This window comes from Oerskovia jenensis, assembly GCF_016907235.1.
In the GTDB taxonomy this organism is placed as follows: domain Bacteria; phylum Actinomycetota; class Actinomycetes; order Actinomycetales; family Cellulomonadaceae; genus Oerskovia; species Oerskovia jenensis.
This window is the reverse complement of the sequence record NZ_JAFBBO010000001.1, coordinates 2,763,466-2,788,612: the sequence shown is the minus strand read 5'-3', so window position 1 is coordinate 2,788,612 and position 25,147 is coordinate 2,763,466. Positions and strand designations below refer to the sequence as shown.

Genomic DNA, 25,147 nt, shown 5'->3' with positions numbered 1-25,147 from the left:
GAGCGCGTGGTCGGCAGGGTCGCGGTCACGAGGGCGCCCCCGTCCGGGACGCGCCCTGCTCGCCGGGGCCCGGGGCCTCGGGGGCGCCCGGGTCGCCCGGGTCGCCCACGAGCAGCAGCGCGAGCGCCGGGTCCGCGAGCAGCGCCCCGAGCTCCGCGAGGAACCGGGCACCCTGCTCGCCGTCGACCACGCGGTGGTCGAACGACAGGCTCAGCGTCAGGACGTCGCGCAGCGCGACCTGTCCCTCGTGCTCCCACGGCCGCTTCCGCACGGCCCCGACGCCCAGGATCGCGGCCTCCCCCGGGACCAGGATCGGCGTCCCGGCGTCGACGCCGAACACCCCGACGTTGGTGATCGTGATGGTTCCGCCCGTGAGCCGTTCGGGCGCGGTGCGCCCGCTGCGGGCGGTCGCGGTGAGGTCCGCGAGCGCCTGCGCGAGTCCTGTGAGCCCGAGCGTGTGCGCATCGGGCACGTGCGGCACCACGAGGCCGCGGTCGGTCGCGACCGCTATCCCCAGGTGGACGCGCGGGCTGTGGACGATCTCCGCGCCCCCGTCGGGCAGGTCCTCCCACCGGCTCGCGAGCGACGGGTGCCGTGGCAGCACGACGCACAGCGCCCGCGCGACGAGAGCCAGGACCGTGATCCTGGTCCCGCGGGCGAGCGGGTGGGTCCGCAGGCGGTCGAGGAGCTCGGTGCTCGGCGTAACGTCGAGCGTGAGGAACACGGTCGCGTGGGGCGCGGTGAACGCGCTCGCGACCATCGCGGCGGCCGTGTGCTTGCGCACGCCGCGCACGGGGGTCCGGGTCTCTCGGGTGGCCGGGTCGCCCGTCCGGCGGCCGGGGGTCCGGTCGGCACGCAGGCCCGACGGCGCCGCTCCCCTCCTGTCGTCCGGCTCGGCCGGTGCGGTGCGCGTCTCGGGCAGCGGGAACCCTCCGGCGCGCCGTGAGGCCGCGCGGGCCAGCCCGGACTGGCCGAGGATGTCGCGCAGCGAGGTCGGCGCGAAGCGCCCCGAGGTGCGTGCGGGCTCGTCGGCAGCGTCCTCGTCGTCGTCCCACTCGTCGGCCGGTCCTGCGGTGCCGAAGCCTCGGGACGCCGGTCCCCTCGACGCGTCGCTCGGGAGACCGTGGACGCCGTTGCGCTCCCGGCCCGTCCCCGCGCGTCGACCGGCTGCGGCACCCTGGTCGGCTCCGGTCCCGGTCCCGTCGCGGGAACCGTCCTGGGCACAGCTCACCGCCGCCAGGACGTCCTCGCGGGTCACGAGGCCACGGGCCCCGGTCCCGACGATCCGTTCGAGGTGGACCCCGAGCTGCTTGGCCAGCCGGCGCACGGGCGGGGTCGAGCGGGGTCGCTCGATGGGGGGCATACCGGTACTCGAGCCCGCTGCCGCGCTCGCACCAGCCCCCGCCCCCGGGCCGGCTCCGGCTCCGGCTCCGGCTCCGGCTCCGGCTCCGGCTCCGGCCATGTCGTCGTCGGAGAGCTTCCCGTGCTCGACCCCGTCCGCCGAGATGCGGCCATCTGGGGTGCTGACCCTGTTCTCGACCCCAGTTGGCCGCATCTCGGCAGCGGCCGGGGCCGGGGACCGGCGTGCTCGCCTCGTGGGTCGGCCCGATCGTTCCGGTCGCGCACCGTACCCGACGAGGTTCGGCTGGGGCGCCTCCTCGGGCCCGTCCGCCCCGCTGTCGGCCGCACGACCGGCCGCCGTGGCGCCGTCGGGCGAGCCGACCCCCGCCGACGTGGCTGCCGACGAACCATCGGGCGCGGCGCCGTCGGACACCTGGCCCGGGGCACCGCGGCGGGCCGTCCGCCCCGCACGGCCACTGCCTGCCGACGCCCTGTCCGACGGCCCCGCGGCGGGCACCGCGCCCGACACCCCCGCCTCGTCCGGGACCTCGAACGTCACGAGCGGCTCACCGACGTTGACCGTCTGTCCCGGCTCGGCGTGCAGGACCGTGACGACGCCCGCGTAGGGCGACGGGAGGTCGACCAGGGCCTTGGCCGTCTCGACCTCCGCGATGACCTGGTTGAGCTCGACCGTGTCCCCCGCGGCGACGTGCCAGCTCACGAGGTCGGACTCGGTGAGACCCTCGCCGAGGTCGGGCAGGAGGAACTCGCGTGTGGCCATCACCGTGCCACCCCCTCGAACGACGCGTACTCCGACGACACGTGCGCCCCGCGCCCCAGGACGCGATCCACGCCGTCGAGGATCCGGTCCAGGTCCGGGACCTGGTGCTGCTCGGCCTTCGCGGGCGGGTACGGGACGTCGTGCCCCGTGACGCGCACCGGCGCGGCCTCGAGGTGGTCGAAGCAGTTCTCGGTGGCCGCCGCGGCGACCTCGGCGCCCAGGCCCGCCTGGTGCGGGGCCTCGTGCGCGACGACCAACCGACCCGTCTTGCGGACCGACGCCGCGACCGTCGCGTGGTCGATCGGCGAGAGCGAGCGCAGGTCCACGACCTCGACCGACACGCCCTCGTCGGCGGCGGCGACAGCCGCGTCGCGGGCCGTCGTGACGAGCGACCCGAACGTCACCAGCGTGACGTCGGTGCCGGGCACGACGACGCGCGCCGCGTCCATGGGCGGCGCCGAGCGGAGGTCGGCCGCCTCGTTGACCTCGCCCTTGAGGTGGTAGCGACGCTTGGGCTCGAAGAACACGACCGGGTCGTCGCACGCGATGGCCTGCTGGAGCACGGTGTAGGCGTCCTGCGGGTCGGAGACCGTCACGACACGCAGACCCGCGGTGTGCGCGAAGTACGCCTCGGGCGACTCCGAGTGGTGCTCGGCCGCCCCCAGGCCACCGCCCACGGGGATGCGGATCGTGATCGGCAGGCGCACCGCGCCGCCCGTGCGGGCGTGCATCTTGGCGAGCTGGGACACGATCTGGTCGAACGCGACGTACACGAACCCGTCGAACTGGATCTCGCACACAGGACGGTAGCCGCGGTACGCGAGCCCCACGGCCGTGCCGAGGATGCCCGACTCCGCGAGCGGCGTGTCCAGCACGCGACGCAGGCCGAACTCGCTCTGGAGCCCGTCCGTCACGCGGTACACACCGCCGAGGCGGCCGACGTCCTCGCCCATGACGAGGACCTTGTCGTCGGTCGCGAGCGACCGGCGCAGGCCCGCGTTGAGGGCCTTGGCGAGCGTCAGGGTGGTCATCGGGCACCGTCCTTCGCGTCGGGAGAGCTGGGGGCGCGGGTGCCCGCGACCTCGGGCGCGACCGCGCCGGTCGAGGCGGCGCCGTCACCGTCCTCGGACCCCGCGAGGTCGGCGAAGCCCTCCAGGTACTGCGCGTACGCGGCGCGCTCGGCCGCGAGCGCCGCGTGCGGCTCGGCGTACACGTGGTCGAAGATCGAGAGCGCGGACGGGTCCTCGAGCCCGATGCACCCGGCACGCAGCTCGGCCGCGGCCCGGTCCGCGACGCCCTGGACGCGCGTCTCCTCGGCCTCGGTCAGCAGGCCGCGGTCGGTCAGGTAGGCCCGGTACCGGGAGATCGGGTCACGCCCCGCCCACGTCTCGAGCTCGGCGGGGTCGCGGTAGCGCGTGGGGTCGTCGGCCGTGGTGTGCGGGCCCATGCGGTAGGTCACGGCCTCGATGAACGTGGGGCCACCGCCCGTGCGGGCCCGGTCGAGGGCCTCGTGCGTCACGGCGTGCACCGCGAGGACGTCGTTGCCGTCGACGCGCACGCCCGGGAGCCCGAAGCCCGCGGCCCGGTCCACGAGCGGCACGGGCGACTGGAGCGCCACGGGCTCGGAGATGGCCCACTGGTTGTTCTGGCACAGGAACACCACGGGCGCCCGGTAGGTCGCGGCGAACACGAACGCCTCGTTGACGTCTCCCTGACTCATGGCGCCGTCGCCCAGGTAGGCGACCGCTACGGCGTCGGCCCCGTCGTTCTGGATGCCCATCGCGTAGCCCGTCGCGTGCAGCGTCTGCGCGCCGATGATGACCTGCGGCGTCGCCATGTTCACTGCGTACGGGTCCCAGCCCGACGCCGTCACGCCGCGCCAGACCCGCACGAGGTCGACGAGCGCGACGCCTCGCGTGTACGCCACGGCGTGCTCGCGATAGCTCGAGAACACGAAGTCGTCGGGACGCAGGGCACGACCCGAGCCGATCTGGGCGGCCTCCTGCCCCAGCAGCGGGGGCCACAGCGCGAGCTCGCCCTGCCGCTGGAGAGCCGTGGCCTCGGCGTCGATCCGACGCACCACGACCATGTCCTCGTACAGTCGAAGGGCCGACGCGGGGTCTGCGTCGAGTCCTTCCAGCCACCGGTCCTGCTCCGCCGATCCGCGGCGTGCACCGGCCTCGTCGAGCACCTGGACGACGTTCTGCGTCGTCCGCGGCTCGACACGGCTGTCCACCTTGCTGGGCGTCATCGCGTCACCTCGCGTCTGCTCCCGTGCTCGTCGTCGAGCACCCCGCCGCTCACCGTCGAGCACCGGATACCGCGAACGTAACCCCACCCCGCACATGGCTCCAGTCATCGCGAGAAGGCTGCGCGTTCTGCTCCCGGATGTCGGGCTAGGCTGAACACTGTGCGCAGCTACGATGCCGTCGACCTCGATCTCCTCGTCGCGCTCGCGAAGGACCCGCGCGGCACGATCGTCGCGCTGGCCGAGCGCCTGCGGCTCTCGCGCAACACGGTGCACGCACGCATGGCCCACCTCGAGGAGGCCGGAGCGTTCCTCGACTTCGACCGGCGCATCAGCCCGGAGTTCCTGGGCCACCCCCTGACCGCGTTCATCGAGGTCGAGGTCAAGCAGAAGGAGCTGGGTCGCATCGTGGCGACGCTCGCGGAGATCCCCGAGGTGCTCCAGGCGCACGGGCGCAGCGGCACCTCGGACCTGCGGGTCCTGGTCGCGTGCCGCACCACGGACCACCTGTTCCGCATCGACGCGGCGATCCTCGCGATCGACGGGGTCGAGCGCACCGAGACGTCGCTCTCGATGGGAGAGCTCATCCCGTACCGGGTGCGGCCCCTGATCGAGCGGGCGCGCAAGGCGCTCTAGGACTGGCACCCGCCGGACGAGGCCCGGCCGCGAGATGGGTGGTCCTGCACGCGACGGGTGCCTACGCCACCGACGCGAGCACCCGTCTCGTGCCGAAGCACCCGTCTCGCGCGGTGGCCCCCTACCGCAGGTCGCGCAGGTACGCCGCCGCACCGTCGAACGCGGCCATGCGCCGCTCGTAGTACACCGCGATGATGAGCAGCAGCCCGCCCGCGGCCGTCAGCGTGAGCATCCACGGCCCGGCCGAGACGGCCGTGCCGAGCTGGCCCACGAACACCACGAGGATCTCGACCGGCAGCACCACGACGCCCAGCACGAACGGCGCGGCGAGGTGGAACCGGGTCCCGACCAGCACCGCCGCGAGCGCGAGCCCGATCACGAGCACGGCCCGCCACGTGCGGGCGTCGGTGGAGGTCGCCACGACCGAGGGCCCGAGCGTCGCGGCGATCCCCACGGCGAGGGTGCGCCACGACCCGACGTACCCCACGGGCCAGTCGGTGAGCCGGGGCCGCGTCACGACCGGCACACCGCCCGTCGTCGCGGCGAACGCCAGGTACCCCGCGACGAGCAGTCCCGCACCGAGCGGCAGCGAGAAGACCTCGACGCGGAGCTCGCGCGGGCTCCACGCCCCGATCGCGGCCGTGAGCGCGAGCAGCCACACGAACCAGGTCGGGGGCCAGCGCAGCTCGTCAGGCCGCGCCACGGCTCGGCGCACGGTGTGCACCACGAGCGCGAGCAGAGCGGCCTCGACGAGCCACGCGATCGAGATCGCGGTCCAGCTCTCCCCCACGGCTCCGACCGGCCCGACGACGGCGAGCACCAGCGCGGGCGCGGCCCACCACCGGCGAAGGGCCGGGTCGAGCGGTGCGGCGCCGTCCGGCCCCTGGCTCCCCCGGTCGGCACCGCCCCACGGCGCGACCACCGCGACCAGGCGAGCACCCGCGAGCGCCGCGAGCGCCGCCCCCGCCGCGGACCAGGCGAGCGCGACGAGGTAGGTCCGGGTCGGGTCGTCGCCGCCCGCCTCCTGGACCGACCGGAGCGCCGCGACGAGCCCCGCGACCGACGCGAGGATCGCGGCGAGCGCGAGGTGGGAGGCGGCGTCGGCCGCCCAGACCGCGCTCACGCGTGCGCCGCGCGCCGCGAGACGACGAGCCGCCTCACCTCCCGCGACGAGGACCAGGCCGAGCGTGAGGACCGCGGGGTCGCGCCAGGCGTCCCCCTCGGGGACGAGGATCGACACGAGCAGCGAGGGCAGCACGAGCAGCCCGAGCCCGCTCAGCACGAGACGCCACCCGGTGAGCGCGCGCCGTGCCAGGAACCCCCCGACCACGACCGCGGCGAGCGCAGGCGGCGCGGTGTAGGCCTCGACGAGCCCGACGTCGAAGAGCGCGAGCAGCGACCACAGGGCACCGACCCACATCGCGCCCGCGACCCACCACGCCCACCGGCGGGTCGGCCGTCCGGCGACGACCGCGGCCCCGGCGCCCAGGACGAGGAAGACGACGGCAGCGGTCTCGGGGCCCGCCGCGACGCGCACCAGGGCCAGCAGCACCGTGAGGCACGCGGTCACGAGCACGCTCACCTCGACCGCACGTCCCGCGTCGAGCACGTGCCGTTCGGGGAGCCCTCGCGCCGTCAGGTACGCCTGGGCGGACGGCACGCCGACCACGGCCGCAGCGGTCAGGATCGCGACGAGCGGCAGCACCACGGGGGACGCGCTGCCGGGCACGAGCTCGGCGCCGAGACAGACCAGGACGACCGACGCCGTCGGGAGCAGGAGCCCCGCCGCGGCCACCCGGACCGCTCGCGCCATCTCCGACCGCCGGGTCAGGACGAGGACGCCCTCGAGCGCGAGCATCGTGGCCGCGGCGGCCGCGGACCACCAGCTGCGTTCGTCGAGCACGGTCGCGACCCCCAGCAGGAACGGCACCGACGTCGTGACGAGCACGGCCCACCACGACGGCTGCCCGACGGCACGGACCCGCGTGACGACGATCGCGACGACCGAGGCAGTGATCGACACGACGGCCACGGCCTCGGTCCCGCCGAGGCCCGTCCACCCGAGCGTCGTCCCGAGGACCAGCAGCGCGTAGGCGTAGCCGGCGGCCACGAGGAACGGGTGCGCCAGGGTGGGCACGTACCGGCGGGCGAAGAGCGCCAGCGCGAGCACGACGGCGCCGCTCAGGACCACGGTCGGACGCGCCGACCAGGACACGAGGGCCGTGAGCGCCGTCGCGACGAAGCCGCCCGTGAGCGCGGCGGCAGCCCAGGAGCCCAGGGGCCACGGGGTGCGGGGCGCCGGGGCGGGGGCCACCGGGGTCGAGGTCTCCGGGGCGGCCGACGTACCTGTGGCTGCGGGGTCCGCGGCCCGGCGAGCCTGCACGAACCGGCCTGCGACCACGAACAGTGCGAGCGCCACGACCGCGAGGACCGCGAAGCTCGTGACCGCAGCCCAGGCAGGGTGCAGCGCCACCCCGAGGGCGAGCACGAGCGCGGTCCACGGCGCGGCGTCCCCCGCAGCGCGCGCGAGTCCGGTCCGAGCGGGGACCGCCGGTGCGGTCGGCGCCGGCTCAGCCTCGCGAGCCCACCGGTGGGCGGACCCCGGACCGGAGATCTTCGGTGCCGCCGGTCCCAGGTCCAGGCGGCCGACCGCGAGCATCGCGAGCAGGAGGGCCGCGACCCCGACCAGCGCTGCCGTGGTCGCGGCGTCGTCGAGCGTCCCGACCTCGGCGAGGCGGTCCGTCGTGAACGACCACGTGGTGCCGGCCGGCCGGATCGTCGAGACCGGCACGAGCAGACCCGTCAGCCCGTACGCCGCCGCGGGCAGCGTGGCGAGGCCGAAGACGGCCGACCCGCCGGCCACGAGCGCGGAGCGTGTGCGGCCGCCGACCCGGGCCCAGGTCGCGACGCCGACCAGGGCGGCCCCCGCGAGCAGCGCCGCGACCGGGACGCTCCCCAGCCACACCGGGTGGGTCCCGACGCCCAGGAGCGCCCCCACGAGGACCGTCGTCCCTCCCGTGGCCCACCACCACACGCGCTGCCCGGTGCACCGGGCCAGCACGCAGGCCGTGCCCGCGGCCACCAGCACGAGCAGCGCGGCCCCGCTCCAGCCCGGGAGCCCCGGGACCGGCGGCACGAGCAGCGCCAGGACCACGGCCGTGGGGAACGCGAGGGAGCGCGCGACCTCGAGCACGGTCTGCTCGAGGGTCAGGGGCGATCCGAGCCGCTCGCGGGAGCGCCGCAGGACGGGCAGGTCGAGCACGGTCACGAGCGAGGACGCCAGGAGCGCGACCGAGAACGCGGCGAAGGTCGAGGTGGTCAGGCCGTCGAACGTGCCCGCGAGGACCACGGGCACGACCGGGCTGAGGATCAGTCCTGCCGCGACCCAGCTCCGCAGGCGTACCCGGTGGCCGCCGACCAGGAGGCCCGCGACGACCAGGAGCAGCAGGAGGCCCCGCACGAGCGCCGGGTCGGCGCCGCCGAGCAGGCGCGCGCTCAGCACGAGCTCGACGTCGACGAGCAGCAGCACGACGCCGAGCGCGCCGATCGACTCGGCCGACGCCCCCATCCCCCGCGTCCGCAGGAACGCGGCCGTCGCGAGCGCGAGGAGCGTCACGACGCCCGTGACGAGAGCGCGCACCGCGAGGTCGTCCGCGAGCGTGAAGAAGACGAACACGATCGTGGCGACCGCGAGCAGGCCTGCCCCCGCGCTCGCGAGGATGGGCTGGAGCCCGAGGCTCGACCGGGTCGGGGCGGTGCCCGCGGTGGCTGCGGTGGCCGAGGTCGGACCTCGTCCGTGCACAGGCGTCAGGGGCTGTGGGGCGACGGGGCGTGGTCGGCCGGGGACGACAGGCGAAGGTCCGGTCGGAGGCTTGTGGACCGCTGCCCTCTCCGGGGCCGTGCCCTGCGGGGCGGTGGCAGGGCCGCCGACCCTGCTCGTGCCCGGGCGGGGGCCAGGATCCTGGACGAGCCCACGTTCCTCGGCCGTGCGCAGCGCGCGCAGCGCCGAGGCCCGGCGCTCGAGCGCGAAGGCTGCCTCACGCGACGCCTTCAGCACCTCGACGGCCCAGGGGCCGGTCAGGACCAGGCCGCAGTCCTCGCACCTCGTCGACGTCAGGGTGGCGCCGCAACCAGGGCAGGCGTGCTGGTCACGAAGCCGCGACGTCGCGACCTCGACCCACAGTTCACTCATGGGCACATCATGGCGAACTCCCCGAGCCGCTCGCGGTGCCGACCCGTGGGGTGTCGGTGCGGATCAGGTGAAGGGCGTGCTCCGAGCCAGGTCGTCCGCCGGTCCGGTCGGCACGACGGACCCGTCCGGCGCGGTCCGTCCGGCGGGTGCCGTCGGCCCGGCAGGCTCCGTCGGCCCGGCAGGCTCGACGGGCGACCGGGACGCGGCCGGCTCGGTCGGCACCGTGACGGCTGCGATGGCCGTGGTGAGCGGGATCGCGAGCACGAGCCCGATGGACCCGACGAGCGTCCGGACGACCTCCTCCGCGATCTCGCCCGACGTGAGGTTCACGCCGAGCGACTGGTCGGACAGCCAGACGGCCATGAGCAGCGGCAGGGCCGCGCCGACGTACGCGAACGCGATGGTGTAGACGGTCGAGGCGATGTGGTCGCGCCCGATCCGCATGGCCCGCGTGAAGAGCTCGCGCCGCGACGCCCAGGGCGCGAGCGCGCGCAGCTCCCAGACGGTCGAGGCCTGCGTGATCGTCACGTCGTTGAGCACGCCCATGCCCGCGAGGACGATCCCGCAGATCGCGATGCCCTGCAGGTCGATCGCCGGCGCGTAGGACGGGAGCCACAGGGACTCCTCGGACGTGAGCCCGGTGATGTGCGAGGTCGAGGCGCCCCACCACGCGAGGACCGCGGTCAGGACGAGGCCCACGAGGGTCCCGACCATCGCGGTCGAGGTCCGGACCGTGAACCCGTGCGCGACGTAGAGCACCACGAACATGACGGCCGACGACGTCACGAGCGCCACGGCCAGGACGTTCTGCCCCGCGAGGAGCGCGGGCAGCGTGAACTGGCCGATCGTCACGAGCGCGACCACGAGCCCCGCGAGCGCCGCGAGCCCTCGCAGCCGGGCGACCGCGAGCACGAGCGCCGCGTACGCGATGGCGAGCACGGCGATCGGTATCCCGCGCTCGAAGTCGAGGAAGGCGTAGGGGGTGCTGCCGTCGCCCTCGGCCTGGGAGATGTAGAGCATCCGGAGGCGGTCGCCGACGTCGAAGCCGTGATGGACGTACTCGGGCGGGGCCACGACCTCCGTCTCGGTGCCGTCGTCCAGACGGACGGGCACGAGCCCCGTCTCGACCTCGGCCTCGCCCGTCACGACGCCCCGCACCACGTGGGTGCCCTGCGCGGTGAACGGGATCTGGTCGGGCAGGTCGGCAGAGCGGGGCCAGAGCGCGACGAGCCCGACGATCGTCAGGAGCAGCGCGGGGACGAGGATCGCCGCGAGCACGACCCGGACCCGCCGCGTCGCGGGCAGCGCAGCGCTGCTCGTGTGGGAGTGCCCGTGATGGTGGCTCATGGCGCCCTTCGGATCGGCCGGTCGGGCGCACGCCCTGGACCCACCCACCCTAGAGATTGAGAACGGTTATCGCTACGAGCGACGCGCCGGGTCCCCCACGTCGGCACCGGACGACAGAGGCCCGGGTGACCGACGTCGTCGGGCACCCGGGCCTCTGCACGGGATGCGGGGCACGGCCCCGCGGTGCGGCACGCCTCAGCGCGCCGCGAAGATCACTTGGTGACGGCCTTCTTCAGGAGGCTGCCGGCGCTGATCTTGACTCCGAAGCCAGCGGGGATCTGGATCTCCTCGCCGGTGCGGGGGTTGCGGCCCGTGCGAGCGGCGCGCTCGACACGCTCGACGGAGAGGAGGCCGGTGACCTTGACGGCCTCGCCCTTGCCGAGCGACTCGACGAGGACTTCCTGGAACGCGTTGAGGGCGTTCTCGGCCTGAGCCTTGGTGAGGTCGGACTTTGCGGCGATGGCCGAGACGAGCTCAGACTTGTTGAGCGACATGCGGATCCCTTCATCGGTTCACGCCTCACGGTGGGCACCGCGAGACGTTGAGGTCTCAGTTTGCCAGCCCTGAGGCGGGACTTCGTGGACAACACTAAGGAATCTACGGGGTTCTGCGCGCGTTTCCGCGCCGAAACGGTTCCTCTGAGCGCAGAATCTTGTCCGATCCGCGCCGAATGTGACCTAGTTGGCGCCCCCGGGGCCCCCGGAGGAGCTCCACGCGCACAAGATCCGCACACGCGGGGGGCACCCGACGACGCGCCCACAGCCCCGTTCGCCGTCTCTCGGCACGCTGCAGCAAGCCCCGGTACGCACGGAGCCGCCCACCCCGAGGGGTGGGCGGCTCTCCTGGCCACGAGCTAGCGACCGCGGCCCGACGACGAGCGACGGCTCAGCGACCCTCGCTCTTCGCGGCACCTCCCGTGGCGCCCTTGCCGTACCGCTGACGGAACTTCTCGACGCGCCCGGCGGTGTCCACGACGCGCGCGGTGCCCGTGTAGAACGGGTGGCTCGCGCTCGAGATGTCGACGTCGACCACCGGGTAGGTGTTGCCGTCGGTCCACACGATCGTCTTGTCCGGGCGGCCCGGACCGGACGCCGAGCCTCCGGCGAGCGTGGACCGGGTCAGGAACGCGAAGTCGGCCGAGATGTCGCGGAACACGACCGGCCCGTACTCGGGGTGGATGTCCTTCTTCATGGGTGCTCCTCTGCGTGTCTCGACTACCAGCTGGACTTGGTGACGCCCGGCAGCTCCCCGCGGTGCGCCATGTCGCGCAGCCTGATGCGGGAGAGCCCGAAACGCCGGTTGTACGCACGCGGCCTGCCGTCGACGACGTCGCGGTTGCGCAAGCGGGTCGCGCTCGCGTCGCGCGGCTGCTTGCGCAGCTCGGTCGTGGCGGCCTCCTTCTCGGCGTCCGACGCGCTGGGCGACGCGATGATCCTCTTGAGCTCGGCGCGCCGCTCGGCGTACCGGGCGACGATCACCTCGCGCTGGGCGTTGCGTGCGATCTTGGACTTCTTGGCCATGCGGCTCCCCTTACCGTTCCTCGCGGAACGCGACGTGCCGTCGCGCCACCGGGTCGTACTTGAGCAGGGTCAGCCGGTCCGGGTCGTTGCGGCGGTTCTTGCGGGTCACGTAGGTGTACCCGGTCCCTGCGGTCGAACGCATCCTGACCACGGGGCGCAGCTCGGTGCGTGCTGCCATCAGACCTTCTCCCCTCGAGCGATGATTCCGGCGACGACCACGTCGATCCCTCGACGGTCGATCGTCCTGATCCCCTGGGCGCTCACTCTCAGCCTGACATGCCGGCCCAGGGACGGCACCCAGTAGCGCTTGTGCTGGACGTTGGGGTCGAAGCGACGCCGCGTCCGCACGTGCGAGTGCGAGATCGAGCGGCCGAACCCCGGCGAGGTGCCGAGCACCTGGCAGACGGCGGACATGACGAACTTCCCTTCGGTGGGTCGTGGAGACCCGACACTAGTTATTGAGAACCGTTCTCGTCAAGAGGTAGGATCCCAACTGATGAGAACCGTTCTCTGTAGAGGTGGAGCGTCCGCATGCCCGCAGATATTCCCGGGAACCCCCGCCCGTCCGGGACCCGCGTCCCGCTCAGCGTGCTCGCCACGATCGACCCCGTGCTGCGCGACACCGCGATCTTCGGCCTCGTGACCGACACGCCACGATCGGTCGCGCTGCGACACGACCTCCACGCCGAGGACGGCACCCTGCGGCGCGTGGTCGTGGACGCGACCGGGGTCGTCGAGGACACGCTCGTCGAGCTCGAGCACGCGTGCCTGTCGTGCGCGGTCCGCGAGGACGCGATCCCCACGCTCCACGAGCTCGCGCACGACGGCCGCTGGGACCAGGTCCTCCTCGCGCTCCCCGTGGCCGCCGAGCCCCTGCCCGTGGTGCGCGCGCTCGACGCCGCCGCCCGCCCCGGCGGCGCGCTCGACGGGCTGCGGCTCGCCACGGTCCTCACGGTCGTCGACCTGGCCGCGGTCGAGACCGACCTCCTCGACGACGACCTGCTCGAGGAGCGCGGGCTCGCGCTCGCCCCCACGGACCACCGCTCGGTCGGCGAGGTCCTCGCCGCCCAGGTCGAGCACGCCGACCTCGTGGTCACGACCGGCGCACCGCCGGCACCCGACCTCCGCGACACGCCGGGGGCGGCCGTCACGCCCGGCTCCCCCGGGCTGCCGGTCCCGCCCAGCACGCCCGACGGCGCCACGCACCTGGGTGGGCACGCGGCGGTCCGGGCCGCGTGGGACGGGCGCCGCGCGAGCGCACGCACCGGATCGGGACTCGTGGACCGCCTGCGCCCGGACACCTCGACGCGGGCCGACGGCCTCGAAGGGCTCACCTTCGCCGACCTGTCCGCGGCGTCGCACGACGCGGCCGACGCCGAACGGCGCGCACACCCGCTCGGGGTGCGCGCCGCCGTCGGGCAGGACGCCGCGACGGGGACCTGGACCCTGGAGCTGATCTCCGACCTGCCCTTCGACCCCGAGCGCCTCCTCCACCAGGTCCGGCGCCTGGGCACCGGGCGCCTGCGCAGCCGTGGCGTGTTCTGGGTGCCCAACCGGCCCGACTCGATGTGCGCGTGGGACGGCGCGGGCGGTCAGCTCAGCATCGGGGCGGTCGGGACCTGGGACGCGATCGCGCCCCGCACCCGGCTGGTCTTCACGGGAGCGGCCGACTCGGCCGACGACCGCGCGGCCCTGGTCGCCGCGTTCGACGAGATCCTCTCCACGCGCGAGGAGGTCGCCGACGGCGGCCTGCGGTGGCTCGGCCGCGAGGACGTGCTCGCGCCGTGGCTCGGTGAGCGCAGCGACGCCCTCTGAGGCCGGCGTGGCGCGGCGGCGACGACCGACGCCCCGGGACTCGTGGGAGTCCCGGGGCGTCCTGGTCGTGCAGCGGCCGGCCTCCGGGGCCGGCCCCGAAGGGCCGACCCGATCGGCTAACGGCAGCCCGTGGCCTCGAACTGCCTCTCGGTCGTGGTCGTGACCTCCTTGCCGTCGACCGTGGCGGTCGCGGTGAACGTCACCGTCCCCGCCTCGATCGCCTCGCTGCGCGAGTTGAACTTCTGGCTCGCGCTCTTGCCGGGCTGGACGTTGGTGAAGGTCTTGGTGCCGTACGGCGTCATGACCACCACGTCGACCGGGAAGTCCTCCTCGTTGACAGCGCGCGCCGTGACCTGGGCGCGGGCGCCCGTGCACTGCGAGGTGGCCGTCGTGGTGACCTCGAGCTCGGGCTCGGGCTCGACCGGGTCGGCGCAGGACACCTTGGCGGAGCCCCAGTCGGCGTGGTCGTTGCCGTTGCCGTCGCCGCCGTCCCCGACGACCAGGTCGAGGTAGCGGACCCCCGTGACGGGCACGTTCAGGTCGACGGTCTTGCCGCCGCCCTTGAGCACCTCGGTCTGGGCGAGCTGCGTGCCGTCGCCGAGGACCGTGAACTGCACGGTGCCCTTGGTCGCCTGGACGTCGTCGACGCCCACGGTCGCCGTGAAGGACTCGCACTGCCCGGCGAGGAAGACCCGGACGGTCGACTTCGCGTGCGTGCCCAGGCCCTTCTCGTGGACGACGCCGCGCAGCGAGAGCGGCTTGCCGTCCTTCTCGCCCTGCTCGCCGTTGGACAGGTCGCGCTCGACCGGTCCCCACCCGTTGGTCGTCGAGACGAAGGGCAGGTCGCTGACCCAGTTCTCGCCACCGTTCGGCGGCACGACGACCCACACCGACTGGCCGGCCTCGACCGACCGCTCGCCGACGGGCGCAGCCGTGGTCGTGTACGAGCCGCCCGAGGTGAGCGTGTAGGCGTCGGCCGTGATCTTGCCGTGCGGGGTGACCTGCCACGTCGTGGTCAGGACGCCGCCGGCCGGGAGCGTGGCCGCGGTCGAGGCGTTGGTCGCCTCGACCTCCCAGCCCTCGGGCACGTCGAGCGTCACGGCGACGTCCGCGACGGCCACGGGTTCGTGGACCGTGAGGCGCGTCGTGACGGTGCTCGCGACGTCGGGCTCGAACGCGACGGGTCCGGGGGACACCGTCAGGGACGCGCAGGCCGGGGTGGCCTCGGCCGGGCCCAGGTCCACGACGCGGAAGTCGTCGAGGATCAGGTCGGACTGGTTGCCGCCCGCGGTGAGCTTGCGCAGCCCCACCCAGGTGTCGCCGCAGCCGCTGGCCACGACGTCCTCGGAGAACGTCGCGGTCGTGCGCTGCTGCCCCAGCGGGGTCGCGTGGGTCTCGACCGACGCCGGGGCGCCGCTCGCGACCGAGTCGTAGCCCGTGACCCACTGGTACTCGCCGCCGTTGCCCGACTGGTAGTCGAAGCTCACGCGGTACTGGTGGCCCGCCTCGAGCTTCACGGTGCTGGGCACGGTGCGGTAGACGAGGCCCTTGTTCTCCTCGTGCGCCTTGAGCGACCAGTCGCCGGACAGCGCGTCGTCGACGAGCTTTCCGTTCCAGCCCGCCTGCGTGTACGGGGCGTTGCGCTTGGCGATGTGCGTGCGCGGGTCGGTCACGCCGCCCGCGTCGCCCTTGACGAACGGTCCCCAGCCCTGGGGCACGTTCTCGAAGTCCTCGAACGCGACGACAGTGCCGGTCTCGCCCTCGACGGCCGGGGCCACCGAGCGCGTGGCGCTCACGACGCGCAGGTCGTCGACCCGCACGACGGCGTCGCCCGCCGAGGCGGAGACCGTCAGCATCGGACGGGCCGGGCCCGTGACGTCGACGAGCACCTGGACGCGCTGGTAGTAGCGGTTGTTCTTCTCGTCGGCCGCGACGAGGTTCTTGGCGGTCGACCGCTCGACGACGGTGCTCGCGGTCTGCGCGACACCCTCGCCCGAGACGGACAGGGTCGTCGTGCGGGACGTCCCGGGCTGGACCTCGACCCACGCGCTCACGGCGTAGGTCCCGGTCGAGAGCTCACCGAGCTGCTGGCTCAGCGACGAGGCGCCCGCACCGAGCGTCGCGACGCGCTGCCCGTTGGACAGGGTCTCGATGCCCGTGGTGCCGGTCGTCTCGTACGCGTCGAGCGTCGCGGCGTTGAAGCCGGGGTCGACGATGCCGCTCGCGGTGCCCCACGCGACGTCCTCGGCCGAGGGCGTCGTGACGCCCTGCGGGTACAGGACGTACGGCTGGCCCGCGGTCGCCTCGACCGTGACCTTGCCGTCCGTGACCGGGACGTCCGCGACCTTCTCGCGGCCCGTCGTCGTGAGCTTGTACATCGTCAGGCTCGTGGCGCCGGAGAACTCGTCCGTGAGGGTCCACGTGGTCGAGCCGCCGGCCGGGTTGTAGTGGTAGAGCTTGCCGCCCTCGGCGGCCTCCCCCTCGATCCCGGGGGCGTCGGCCGCGTTCCACGGCAGGAGGTAGGTGCCGCCCGTGGCGACCACGGCGTCCCCGACGAGGATCTGCCGGTCGGCCGCGGCCTGGCCGCGCGCCGAGACGTCACCCGTGAAGTCGATCCGGTCGGTGCCCCAGCGCACGATCTCCTGGTGCTGGAGGAACTTGGTCGGGACGTTGGTCGTCCAGATGTTCGTGTAGAACGCGTTCCAGTCGGTCTGCCCGGTCCAGCCCTCGAACTCGACGAGCCGCGCGTTGCCGAGCAGCGGGTGCGGGTTCCAGGTGTCCTTCTCGGCGTTGTCGATGAAGCGCACGATCTGGGAGTTCAGGCCCTTGTTCGCGGCGCCGCCGTAGTTCTCGTCCGCGGACCAGTGGCTCCACAGCGAGCTCGCCTCGAACTTGTCGGACCACTCGGTCGCGATCTGGAGGTCGTTGGCGCGGGCCGCGTCCGCGAGGGCGCGCGCCTGCCAGCCGAAGTTGTAGTAGACGTCGACGTAGAGGAGGTCCAGGTTGCCCTGGGTCTCGTCGGCGAGCTGGCCGATGCGTGCGGCCAGGTCGCCGCTGTTCACGTCGCGGCGCTGGTCGATGTAGTACGACTGGCCGAGCCAGTTCCAGCCCTTGGCCGAGGGGTCGACGAGCTCGTCGGAGAAGGCGTTCGCCTCGGCGTAGGCCTCGGTCGCGTTGATGTGGACGCCGAAGTCCGCGTTCCAGTCGCCACCCTGCGCGAGCAGCGTGTTCATGTCCTCGAGGCCGCCCGCGCGCTCGTTGTAGTTGCCGCCGTAGTCGGGGTGCGCGGAGTCGTGCCCCTCGGAGCCGTAGCCCTTGAGCAGCGCCATCTGCCCCAGGCCGTCGGTGGCGAGCGAGATGCGCTTGACGTCGTCGAGCGTGCGCAGGAACGGGTGCGTGGCCTGCGAGGCGAAGTTGAACGGGATGTGGGTCACGACGCGGTCGGCGACCTGGTCGGCGCCGAGGGCCTTGGGCGCGGTCGCGCGGAACGCGATCGCCCCGTCCTGCCAGTCGACCGTGTCGTCGGCGTTGGCGTCGGCCGTCACGACGACGGTCGCGTACGGCAGCTCCTCGGTGACCGGCGAGCCCTGGGCCCGGTAGGTCCAGGCGCCGCTCCAGACGCCCACGCGCACGCCGCCGTCGGCCGCGCGCGCCTGGCGCTGCAGGCGGTTGCCGTCCGCGGCGGCCTTGCCGTTCGCCTCGTCGTAGACGCTGTTGGTCACGATCGTGGCCGACAGCTTGCTCGTGCTGACGATCGCGTACGCGGACCCGACCGGGTTCGCGTTGACGGGGGTCTGCCCCGTGACGGTCGTGAACGTGTCACCGACCTTGCCACGGTCCGGGCTGATCACGGCCGAGGCGACGACGGCCGACGGGTCGGCCGACGAGACCGAGAGCAGGTCGTGGCCGGGGACCTCGATGGTCCCGACGCGGAAGGCCTCGGTGTCGGTCACGCCCGTGACGCGGAACGTCACGGCGCTGCCGTCGACCTCGAGGCGCGTGTCGATGCTGACGCCCGCGAGGTCGGGGAACGTCAGGCGGTAGTCGCGGCTCGTCTCACCGGGCTCGCCGGCCTCGACCGCGACGGTGCGGTCGGTGCCGTTGAGGCGCACCTTCGCCACGGTCGCGGTGCTGCCCGCGAGCGAGGCCCCCGACGCGCGGTCGGTGTAGCTCAGGACCCGCGGGAAGTCCGCGGCGACCTGGACGTCGAGCTGAGGAGAGCGCAGCGTCGCCGCACCCTCGACGCTCGCCGCCGCGACCTGCTCGGCCGTCAGGCCCAGGGCCGAGAGCTGGTTGATGCTGCTCGCCGCCGCGGGGAGGGCCGCGACCGGCAGCGCCGCGAACGGCACCACGACCGCGGTGGCGAGCGCCACGAGCCGGCGGGCGCGGCGCGAGCCGCCGCCCGGGAGGGAACCGGCCCGGGGGCCAGGGGAATGTCGAACCATGTGCTGTCTCCTTCGATAGCAGTTCATCGGCCGTCCCCCGACCGACGGGCGTCACAGCTCTTCGACGTACTCCTCGGGCTCGCCGAGGACGGCTTCGTCCGTCAGCTCGAGGTCGGACCCGACCTCGTGCAGCTCGAGGACCGTGACGGTGTTGCTCCCCGCGCGCAGCAGCGGCGCGGGGACGTAGAGGGTGTGCTGCGGACCGCGCTCCCAGTAGCGGCCGAGCAGCACGTCGTTGACCCAGACGAACCCCTTGGTCCAGCCGGGCAGCGTCAGGAACGCGTCGGCGGGCTCCTCGACGTCGAGCGTCGTCCGGGCGATCACGCCCTGCGGCCCGACGGCGTCGGCTCTGTCGGAGTCGGCGGCGTCGGCGTCGTCGTCGGCGGGCTCACCGGTGGCCCCGCCCGCCCACAGCCCGTCCACGGGCAGCAGGTCGAGCGGCAGGGACCGCGAGGTCCAGCCGTGCACGATGCGCCGCTCGACCAGGACGTCGCCGAGGATGCCCTTGTGCTCGCCCAGGCGCGGCCCGTAGTTGATGCGCCCCAGGTTCTCGACGAGGATCTCGAGCCGCACGGGCACGCCGCGACCGACGACCGTGAGCCCCCGGTGGGAGGTCTCGCGCTCGAGGACGCCGACCTCGTGGCCGTCGACGTAGACGGTCGCGCGGTCGTGCAGCCCGAGGATCGAGAGCGTGCTGGCGCCGGGCGGGAGGATCGGCGTGGCCGTGTGGAGCACGAGCCCGGCGTTCTGCCCGAGCTGCTCGAACGTCAGGGGCGACGACGCGGAGGTCTCGGCGCCGAGCACCCGCAGGGCGGGCAGGAGCGGGCGGGCCGCGACCGGAGGCAGGGCCCGCGCCGGGAGCCGGACGGGGGGCTGGATCCACCGGTCGTCCTGGGTGTCCCCGACGTCGCCCCGGTACTCGGAGAGGACCTTGCGCAGCGCGAAGAACTTGGCCGTCACGGTGCCGTCCTCGGCCACCGCGGCGTCGGAGTCGTAGCTCGTGACGGTCGGCTGGAGGCGCGTCCCGTCGTGGTTGGCGCCCGCGGTCAGCCCGAAGTTCGTGCCGCCGTGCGCCATGTACAGGCTCACGGACCCGCCGAGGTCGAGGAGCTCGCGCACGTCGGCCGCGGCGCTGTCGGCGCCGCGCACGTGGTGCGGGTCGCCCCAGTGGTCGAACCAGCCGTTCCAGAACTCGGCGCACACGAAGGGCTGCTCGCCACGACGCGCGGTGAGCTTGTCGAGCGCCTGCCCCGGACGGCTGCCGAACGTGGCCGCGGCCAGCACGCCCGGGAGCGTGCCGCCGTCGAGCATGAGGTCGGTGGGTCCGTCGGCCGTGAACAGGAGCTCGTCGATGCCGCGGGCAGCGAGCGCGTCGCGCACCCACGCCATGTACGCGTGGTCGTCGCCGAAGCTGCCGTACTCGTTCTCGACCTGGACGGCCACGACCGGCCCGCCCTGGCTCGCCTGGAGCGCCGCGAGGCGCGGCACGAGCTCGTCGAACCACGCCGCGACCGCGGCGAGGAACGTCTCGTCGCTGCACCGCAGCCGGATCCCGGGCGTCGCGGTGAGCCACGCGGGCAGGCCGCCGTTGTCCCACTCGGCGCAGATGTAGGGGCCGGGGCGCACGACGACGTCGAGCCCCAGGTCTCCCGCGAGGCCCACGAACCGCTCGACGTCGCGCCAGCCGGTGAAGTCGAACGTGCCCCGCTCCGCCTCGTGCCAGTTCCACGGGACGTAGGTGTCGACCGTGTTGAGGCCCATGGCACGCAGGCGCAGGAGGCGGTCCTCCCACTGGTCGGGGTGCACGCGGAAGTAGTGGATCGAGCCCGAGAGCAGGCGGTGCGGGGCACCGTCCCGCAGGAGGGTCGAGCCGTCGGCGCACAGCCGGGGCGTGGTCGCGCCGTCGGCGCGCAGGGTCGGTCCGCCGACCGGGCGCTGGGCCTGGCCGGCTGGGTGCTGCTGGTTCACTTGATGGCCCCCGCTGCGAGTCCGGAGCGCCAGAAGCGCTGGAGGGAGAGGAACGCGACGATGAGCGGGACGACCGCCACGAACGCGCCGATGATGACCATGTGCCGCTCGATCTGGCCGGCCTGGACCAGGGCGTTCCAGCTCACCAGCCCGACCGTGACGGGCCGCAGGTTCTCGGAGATGAGGACCTGCGAGGGGAGCAGGAAGTTGTTCCAGATCTCGACGAACTGGAAGAGGAAGATCGTGACGAGCGCGGGGGCCATCATCTTGAGGCTGACCCCGAAGAAGATGCGGCCCTCGCTCGCGCCGTCGAGGCGCGCGGCCTCGATGACCTCGTCGGGTACCGAGCTCGCGGCGAAGATGCGGCCCAGGTAGACGCCGAACGGGCTCACGATGCTGGGCAGCAGCACCGCGAGGTAGGTGTTGACGATGCCCGTCGCGGAGAACATGAGGAACAGCGGCAGCGTGAAAAGGACCTTGGGGATGAGGACCGCGCCGAGGACCACGCCGAACAGCACGCCCTTGCCGCGGAACTCGTACTTGGCCAGGGCGTAGCCGGTCGAGACCGCGATGAGCGTCCCGAGGCCCGCGCCCACGATCGAGTAGAGCGCCGAGTTCGCCATCCAGACGGCGAAGATCCCGTCCTTGTAGGCGAACAGGTCGCCGATGTTGCCGAACAGGTCGAAGTTCGAGAACCACAGGGGGCTCCCGGCGAACGTGTACCCCGCGTCCTTGGTGGCCGCGACGAACAGCCACCACAGGGGGAACAGGAAGTACACGGCCGTGAGCGCGAGGACCGCGGTGACCGCGATGCGGCTCGTGGCGGTGGTCTCGATCGAGTCGCCGCGCAGGCCGCCCGTGCTGCTCTGGCTCCCCTTCGCGGCGTCGCGCTTGCGGCGCAGGCGGTTGCCCGTGGTCTTCTCGGCCCGGGCGGGGGCGGTGCTCGTGGTCACGAGGACCTCCTGGACGTCAGACGGAAGAAGAGGACGGACAGCACGGCCACGCCGACCGCGAGCAGCACCGACTGGGCCGCGGCGTACGGGTAGTTGGCCGACTGGAGCGAGGCCTGCGCGGCCATGATCGGCGTGTAGCTCGCGTCGATCGCCCCGGTGCTCTGCTTGAGCACGAACGGCTCGTTGTAGAGCTGCGCGGAGCCGATGATCGAGAAGATCGTGGTGAGGAGGATCGCGGGCCGCACGAGCGGGATCTTGATGCTCCACGCGGTGCGCCACGGCGAGGCGCCGTCGAGCTTGGCGGCCTCGAGCACCTCGCCCGGGACCCCCTGGAGCGCGGCGTAGATGATGATCATGTTGTAGCCGGTCCAGCCCCACGTCACGACGTTCGCGACGGCCCACAGGGCGAAGTCCTGGCTGAGGAAGTTGACGTCGATCCCGACCAGCCCGAGGAGCTGGTTGAACGGGTTGTTCGTGGGCGAGTAGAGGAACGACCACATGAGCGCCGAGACCACGGTCGGCACCGCGTAGGGCGCGAAGCTCGAGAGCCGGAAGAAGCCCTTGGCCCGCGCCGAGGCCGAGTCGATGAGGAGCGCGATCCCGAGCGCGAGGCCCAGCATCACGGGCACCTGCACGACGCCGAACAGGAGCACGCGGCCGATCGAGGTGATGAACGTCGAGTCGCCCAGCGCGTACGCGTAGTTGAACAGGGGGTCGAAGATCTCCTGCGTGCCGCCCAGCCCGAGCGCGTCGCGCTGGATGCGGAACATGCTCTTGTAGATCGCGAACAGGATGGGCGCGACGTACATCCCGACGAACAGCACCACGAACGGACCGACGAACCAGATCGCGTACCGGCTGGTCCGGCTGCGCGGTCGCTTGGGCGGCGTGGTCGCCGCGCGCTTCGTCTCGACCGGCGGCGGTGCCGCCGACGTCAGGCTCGTGGTCATGGTGGGTTCCTCAGGGGGATGCGTCGTGGTGCCCGACGACGTCACGCGCCCAGGTGCACCGGTGCTCGCAGGTGCGTGGCGTCGTCGGGCCTTGTGCTGCTCGTGCGCGGCGGGAACCGCGCGGGTCGTGCTGGTCGTGCCGGACGTCAGGTGGTCACTCGTTGACGGCGATGCCCTGCTGCGTGAGCTCGGAGACCGTGGCCTCGCGAGCGCCCGTGAGCGCGGTCGCGACGGTCGCGCCGCCTTCCTTGGCGTAGGCCTGCTTCATGCCCGTGCCGAGCGTGCCCACGAGGGTCGAGACGCCGGGGCCCCAGGCCCAGTCCTCGTTGACCTGGCCGGAGGCGGTCTTGAACACGTCGCTGATGACCTGGCCGCCGAAGTACTCGTCGCCCGTGGCGAGGAGCTCGGACTCGAGGCCCGCGACCGAGGCCGGGTAGACGCCGCCGCCCTTGACGAGCTCGTCGACAGATGCGGTGTCGGTGCTGATCCAGTTGGCGACGGTCCAGGCCGCCTCCGGGTCGTCGCAGCCCTTGAGGACCGCGGAGAGGCTGCCGCCCACGTTGCCGGTCTTGGCGTCGCCCGCCTCCCACTGCGGGAGCTCGGCCACGGCCCAGTCGCCCGACGAGGCAGCGGCGGAGTCCTTGAGGATGCCAGCGAACCAGGCGGCGCCCACGATCGTGGCGATCGAGCCGTCGCCGAGGCCCGCGGCCCAGTCGTCGCTCCAGATGCCCGCGCCGATCACGTCGGCGTCGATGAGGCCCTGCCAGTAGTCGGCGACCTCGAGGTTGGCCGGGGAGTCGGGCGTGATGGACCAGGCGTCGTCCTTGATCTCGTACCAGGGAGCGCCGGCCTGCCAGGCGAAGCCCGAGTAGTCGTAGTCCTCGTAGGTGCCGGTCAGCTTGATGCCCGCGGCCTTGAGCTTCTCGCCCGCGGCCTGGTACTCGGCCCACGTGGTGGGGACGGCGATGCCGTTCGCCTCGAACACGGTCTTGTTGTAGAAGAGCACCATGGGGCCCTGGTCCTGCGGGGCACCGTAGGTCTTGCCGCCCACGTTGACGCCGGCCCAGCCCGCGGGGGCGTAGAGGTCCTTGTCCTTCCCGGCGAACTCGGTGACGTCCACGACGTTGCCCTCGGCGACGAAGCTGGGGAGCGTCTCGAAGCCGACCTGGGCGATGCACGGGGCGTTGCCCGCGGTGATCGAGTTGCGGATCTTGTCGTAGCCGCCCTTGTTGCCGGGCTCGATCTGCGTGTACTTGATCTTGATGTCGTCGTGCGTGTCGTTGAAGATCTTGGCCGACTCGTCGTAGCCCGCGGCCCAGGTCCAGACCTCGATCTCCTTGACCTTGCCGTCGCCGCCTGCCGAGCCACCGGACGTCGTGTCCGACGAGCAGGCGGTCAGGCCGCCCGCAGCGAGGGTGAGGATCGACGCGACCCCGACTGCCTTGACGATCGATGACTTCATGACTCTCCTTCTGACCACACTGTGCTGAGGATGGAGCGGCGACGGCGCCGCGGTCTGCGTGGAGCACACTCTGGCACACGTTGATATGGATCACAACCCACTCATCACGGCGCAGCAAGAGTTGCATGAACCCGTCACTTTCGGCTGCATGTTCTGACTGTTATGGTCAACACTGATAACAGAAGGGTGACGACGACGCAGGCCAGGGAGGCTCGCGCTGTTGACGTCCACTACGCTGCGGTGCACACCCGCGGCCCCGCCCACCGAGGTGCCCGACGCTCCACGCCGGACCCTCACCGCCCGAAGGAGAGCACGTGGAACGACCGTCACCGCCCGCACGGACGGAGCCGGCGCAGGGGAGGACCACGGCCGTTCCCGCCCGGGGCCGCGGCCCCGCGATGGCCGACGTCGCCCGCGTCGCCGGCGTCTCCGCCCAGACCGTCTCCCGGGTCCTGTCGGGGCACCCCAACGTCAACGAGACGACCCGCGAGAGGGTGCGCGCCGCCGTCGAGCAGACCGGGTACCGCCGCAACAGCCTCGCCCGCGCACTCGTGACGGGACGCAGCAAGACGATCGGCGTCATCACGCACGAGACCGACTTCTACTCGGGCAGCGCCATGATGCTCGGCATGCAGCGCGCGGCCCGCGACGGCGGCTACTTCGTGAGCACCGCGAGCACCGCCTCGCTCTCCCCCGCCTCGATCGCCCAGGCCGTCGACCGCCTCCTCGACCAGGGCGTCGACGGGCTCGTCATCGCCGTCCCCGTGCGCGACGACGAGTCGCTCGGCGACCTCATCCACGGCACCCCGACCGTCGTCGTGGACGGCATGCAGTCGTCAGCGACCGAGGTCGTCGCGGTCGACCAGGTCGCCGCCGGACGCGTCGCGACCGAGCACCTCCTGGCGCTGGGCCACGAGACCGTGTGGCACCTCGCCGGCCCCGCCTCGTGGAACGACGCCAACGGGCGCACCGCCGGGTGGCAGGCCGCGCTGCACGACGCCGGACGCACCGAGCCGCCCGTGCTCTACGGCGACTGGAGCCCCGAGTCCGGCTACCGCAACGGCCTGGTCCTGGGCCGCCTGCCCGAGGTCACCGCGGTGTTCGTCGCGAGCGACGAGATGGCGTTCGGGCTGATCCGCGGACTCACCGAGAGGGGACGGCGCGTCCCCGAGGACGTCTCGGTCGTGGGCATGGACGACATCGCCCTCGCCGAGTACTGCTCCCCCCCGCTCACCACGGTCCGCCAGCCGTTCCACCTGACCGGCCGCCTCGCGATCGAGCACGTGATCGCGCTCATCGCGGACCCGACGACCGTGCACGAGCCCGAGGTCGTGCTGCCCGAGCTCGCGGTACGCCTCAGCACGGCGCCGCCGCGCTGAGCGTCGCGGGCACGGAGCAGGCCCGGCCGACCGAGCGCAGATGGAGAGCGCGGCCTGCCATGCCCCCTGTCCGAGACAACATCCTCAGCCTCGCCGCGTGAGGTGGAGGT

18 protein-coding genes are annotated in these 25,147 nt (G+C 73.2%); 3 read left to right on the top strand and 15 right to left on the bottom strand.

Annotated features, from left to right (window positions below):
* Window positions 1-25 precede the first annotated feature (25 nt).
* Genes JOD49_RS20785 through pdhA form a run of 3 tightly spaced genes read right to left on the bottom strand, consistent with a single transcriptional unit; the run spans window position 26 to window position 4,373 of the window.
* Window positions 26-2,122: a dihydrolipoamide acetyltransferase family protein gene (locus JOD49_RS20785; RefSeq protein ID WP_307822527.1), complete on the bottom strand. Its 2,097-nt coding sequence runs from the start codon at window positions 2,120-2,122 to the stop codon at window positions 26-28.
* Window positions 2,122-3,153 carry an alpha-ketoacid dehydrogenase subunit beta gene (locus JOD49_RS12555; protein ID WP_205307480.1) on the bottom strand — a complete coding sequence of 344 codons (1,032 nt, stop codon included), beginning with the start codon at window positions 3,151-3,153 and terminating at the stop codon, window positions 2,122-2,124. Before JOD49_RS12555 ends, JOD49_RS20785 begins: the two co-directional genes overlap by 1 nt.
* Window positions 3,150-4,373 carry a pyruvate dehydrogenase (acetyl-transferring) E1 component subunit alpha gene (gene pdhA / locus JOD49_RS12550; RefSeq protein WP_205307479.1) on the bottom strand — a complete coding sequence of 408 codons (1,224 nt, stop codon included), beginning with the start codon at window positions 4,371-4,373 and terminating at the stop codon, window positions 3,150-3,152. The genes JOD49_RS12555 and pdhA overlap by 4 nt, the downstream gene beginning before the upstream one ends.
* 159 nt (window positions 4,374-4,532) lie before the next feature.
* Between pdhA and JOD49_RS12545 the strand changes: the two genes are divergently transcribed.
* Entirely contained in the window at window positions 4,533-5,006 is a 474-nt protein-coding gene (locus tag JOD49_RS12545) for an Lrp/AsnC family transcriptional regulator (protein ID WP_205307478.1), read from the top strand.
* Window positions 5,007-5,127: 121 nt separating this feature from the next.
* On the opposite strand, the gene JOD49_RS12540 is transcribed toward JOD49_RS12545, so the two are convergent.
* The 7 genes from JOD49_RS12540 to rpmB form a co-directional block, all read right to left on the bottom strand.
* Window positions 5,128-9,198, bottom strand: a complete 4,071-nt coding sequence (locus tag JOD49_RS12540; protein ID WP_205307477.1) for an SCO7613 C-terminal domain-containing membrane protein — start codon at window positions 9,196-9,198, stop codon at window positions 5,128-5,130.
* Between the two features lie 63 nt (window positions 9,199-9,261).
* Window positions 9,262-10,545, bottom strand: coding sequence for a YibE/F family protein (locus JOD49_RS12535; protein ID WP_205307476.1), 1,284 nt, complete (start codon window positions 10,543-10,545; stop codon window positions 9,262-9,264).
* Window positions 10,546-10,757: 212 nt separating this feature from the next.
* A complete protein-coding gene (locus JOD49_RS12530; protein ID WP_030150363.1) occupies window positions 10,758-11,039 on the bottom strand; it encodes an HU family DNA-binding protein in 282 nt (93 codons plus the stop codon).
* A 391-nt stretch (window positions 11,040-11,430) separates the two neighbouring features.
* Window positions 11,431-11,736 carry a type B 50S ribosomal protein L31 gene (locus JOD49_RS12525; protein WP_205307475.1) on the bottom strand — a complete coding sequence of 102 codons (306 nt, stop codon included), beginning with the start codon at window positions 11,734-11,736 and terminating at the stop codon, window positions 11,431-11,433.
* A gap of 23 nt (window positions 11,737-11,759) precedes the next feature.
* Window positions 11,760-12,065: a 30S ribosomal protein S14 gene (rpsN, locus tag JOD49_RS12520; RefSeq protein WP_205307474.1), complete on the bottom strand. Its 306-nt coding sequence runs from the start codon at window positions 12,063-12,065 to the stop codon at window positions 11,760-11,762.
* A gap of 10 nt (window positions 12,066-12,075) precedes the next feature.
* Window positions 12,076-12,243, bottom strand: coding sequence for a 50S ribosomal protein L33 (gene rpmG, locus JOD49_RS12515; RefSeq protein WP_030150366.1), 168 nt, complete (start codon window positions 12,241-12,243; stop codon window positions 12,076-12,078).
* Entirely contained in the window at window positions 12,243-12,479 is a 237-nt protein-coding gene (gene rpmB / locus JOD49_RS12510) for a 50S ribosomal protein L28 (RefSeq protein ID WP_205307473.1), read from the bottom strand. The genes rpmG and rpmB overlap by 1 nt, the downstream gene beginning before the upstream one ends.
* Before the next feature lie 117 nt (window positions 12,480-12,596).
* Here rpmB and JOD49_RS20190 point away from each other — a divergent pair, with 117 nt between their 5' ends.
* Window positions 12,597-13,880: a CobW family GTP-binding protein gene (locus JOD49_RS20190; RefSeq protein WP_239525205.1), complete on the top strand. Its 1,284-nt coding sequence runs from the start codon at window positions 12,597-12,599 to the stop codon at window positions 13,878-13,880.
* 116 nt (window positions 13,881-13,996) lie between these two features.
* Here the strand turns inward: JOD49_RS20190 and JOD49_RS12500 are convergent, their stop codons facing one another.
* The 5 genes from JOD49_RS12500 to JOD49_RS12480 form a co-directional block, all read right to left on the bottom strand.
* A complete protein-coding gene (locus JOD49_RS12500; RefSeq protein ID WP_205307472.1) occupies window positions 13,997-18,325 on the bottom strand; it encodes an endo-alpha-N-acetylgalactosaminidase family protein in 4,329 nt (1,442 codons plus the stop codon).
* A 51-nt stretch (window positions 18,326-18,376) separates the two neighbouring features.
* Complete coding sequence (locus tag JOD49_RS12495) at window positions 18,377-20,293, bottom strand: glycoside hydrolase family 35 protein (protein ID WP_307822525.1); 1,917 nt, start codon at window positions 20,291-20,293, stop codon at window positions 18,377-18,379.
* The gene (locus tag JOD49_RS12490) at window positions 20,290-21,246 is read right to left on the bottom strand and encodes a carbohydrate ABC transporter permease (protein ID WP_307822524.1); all 957 of its coding nucleotides are present in this window, start codon (window positions 21,244-21,246) and stop codon (window positions 20,290-20,292) included. The genes JOD49_RS12495 and JOD49_RS12490 overlap by 4 nt, the downstream gene beginning before the upstream one ends.
* Entirely contained in the window at window positions 21,243-22,196 is a 954-nt protein-coding gene (locus JOD49_RS12485) for a carbohydrate ABC transporter permease (RefSeq protein ID WP_191790125.1), read from the bottom strand. Before JOD49_RS12485 ends, JOD49_RS12490 begins: the two co-directional genes overlap by 4 nt.
* A 154-nt stretch (window positions 22,197-22,350) precedes the next feature.
* The gene (locus JOD49_RS12480) at window positions 22,351-23,658 is read right to left on the bottom strand and encodes an ABC transporter substrate-binding protein (RefSeq protein WP_205307471.1); all 1,308 of its coding nucleotides are present in this window, start codon (window positions 23,656-23,658) and stop codon (window positions 22,351-22,353) included.
* A 314-nt stretch (window positions 23,659-23,972) separates the two neighbouring features.
* On the opposite strand from JOD49_RS12480, the gene JOD49_RS12475 reads away from it, so the two are divergent.
* A complete protein-coding gene (locus tag JOD49_RS12475) occupies window positions 23,973-25,037 on the top strand; it encodes a LacI family DNA-binding transcriptional regulator (protein ID WP_307822523.1) in 1,065 nt (354 codons plus the stop codon).
* Window positions 25,038-25,147 lie beyond the last annotated feature (110 nt).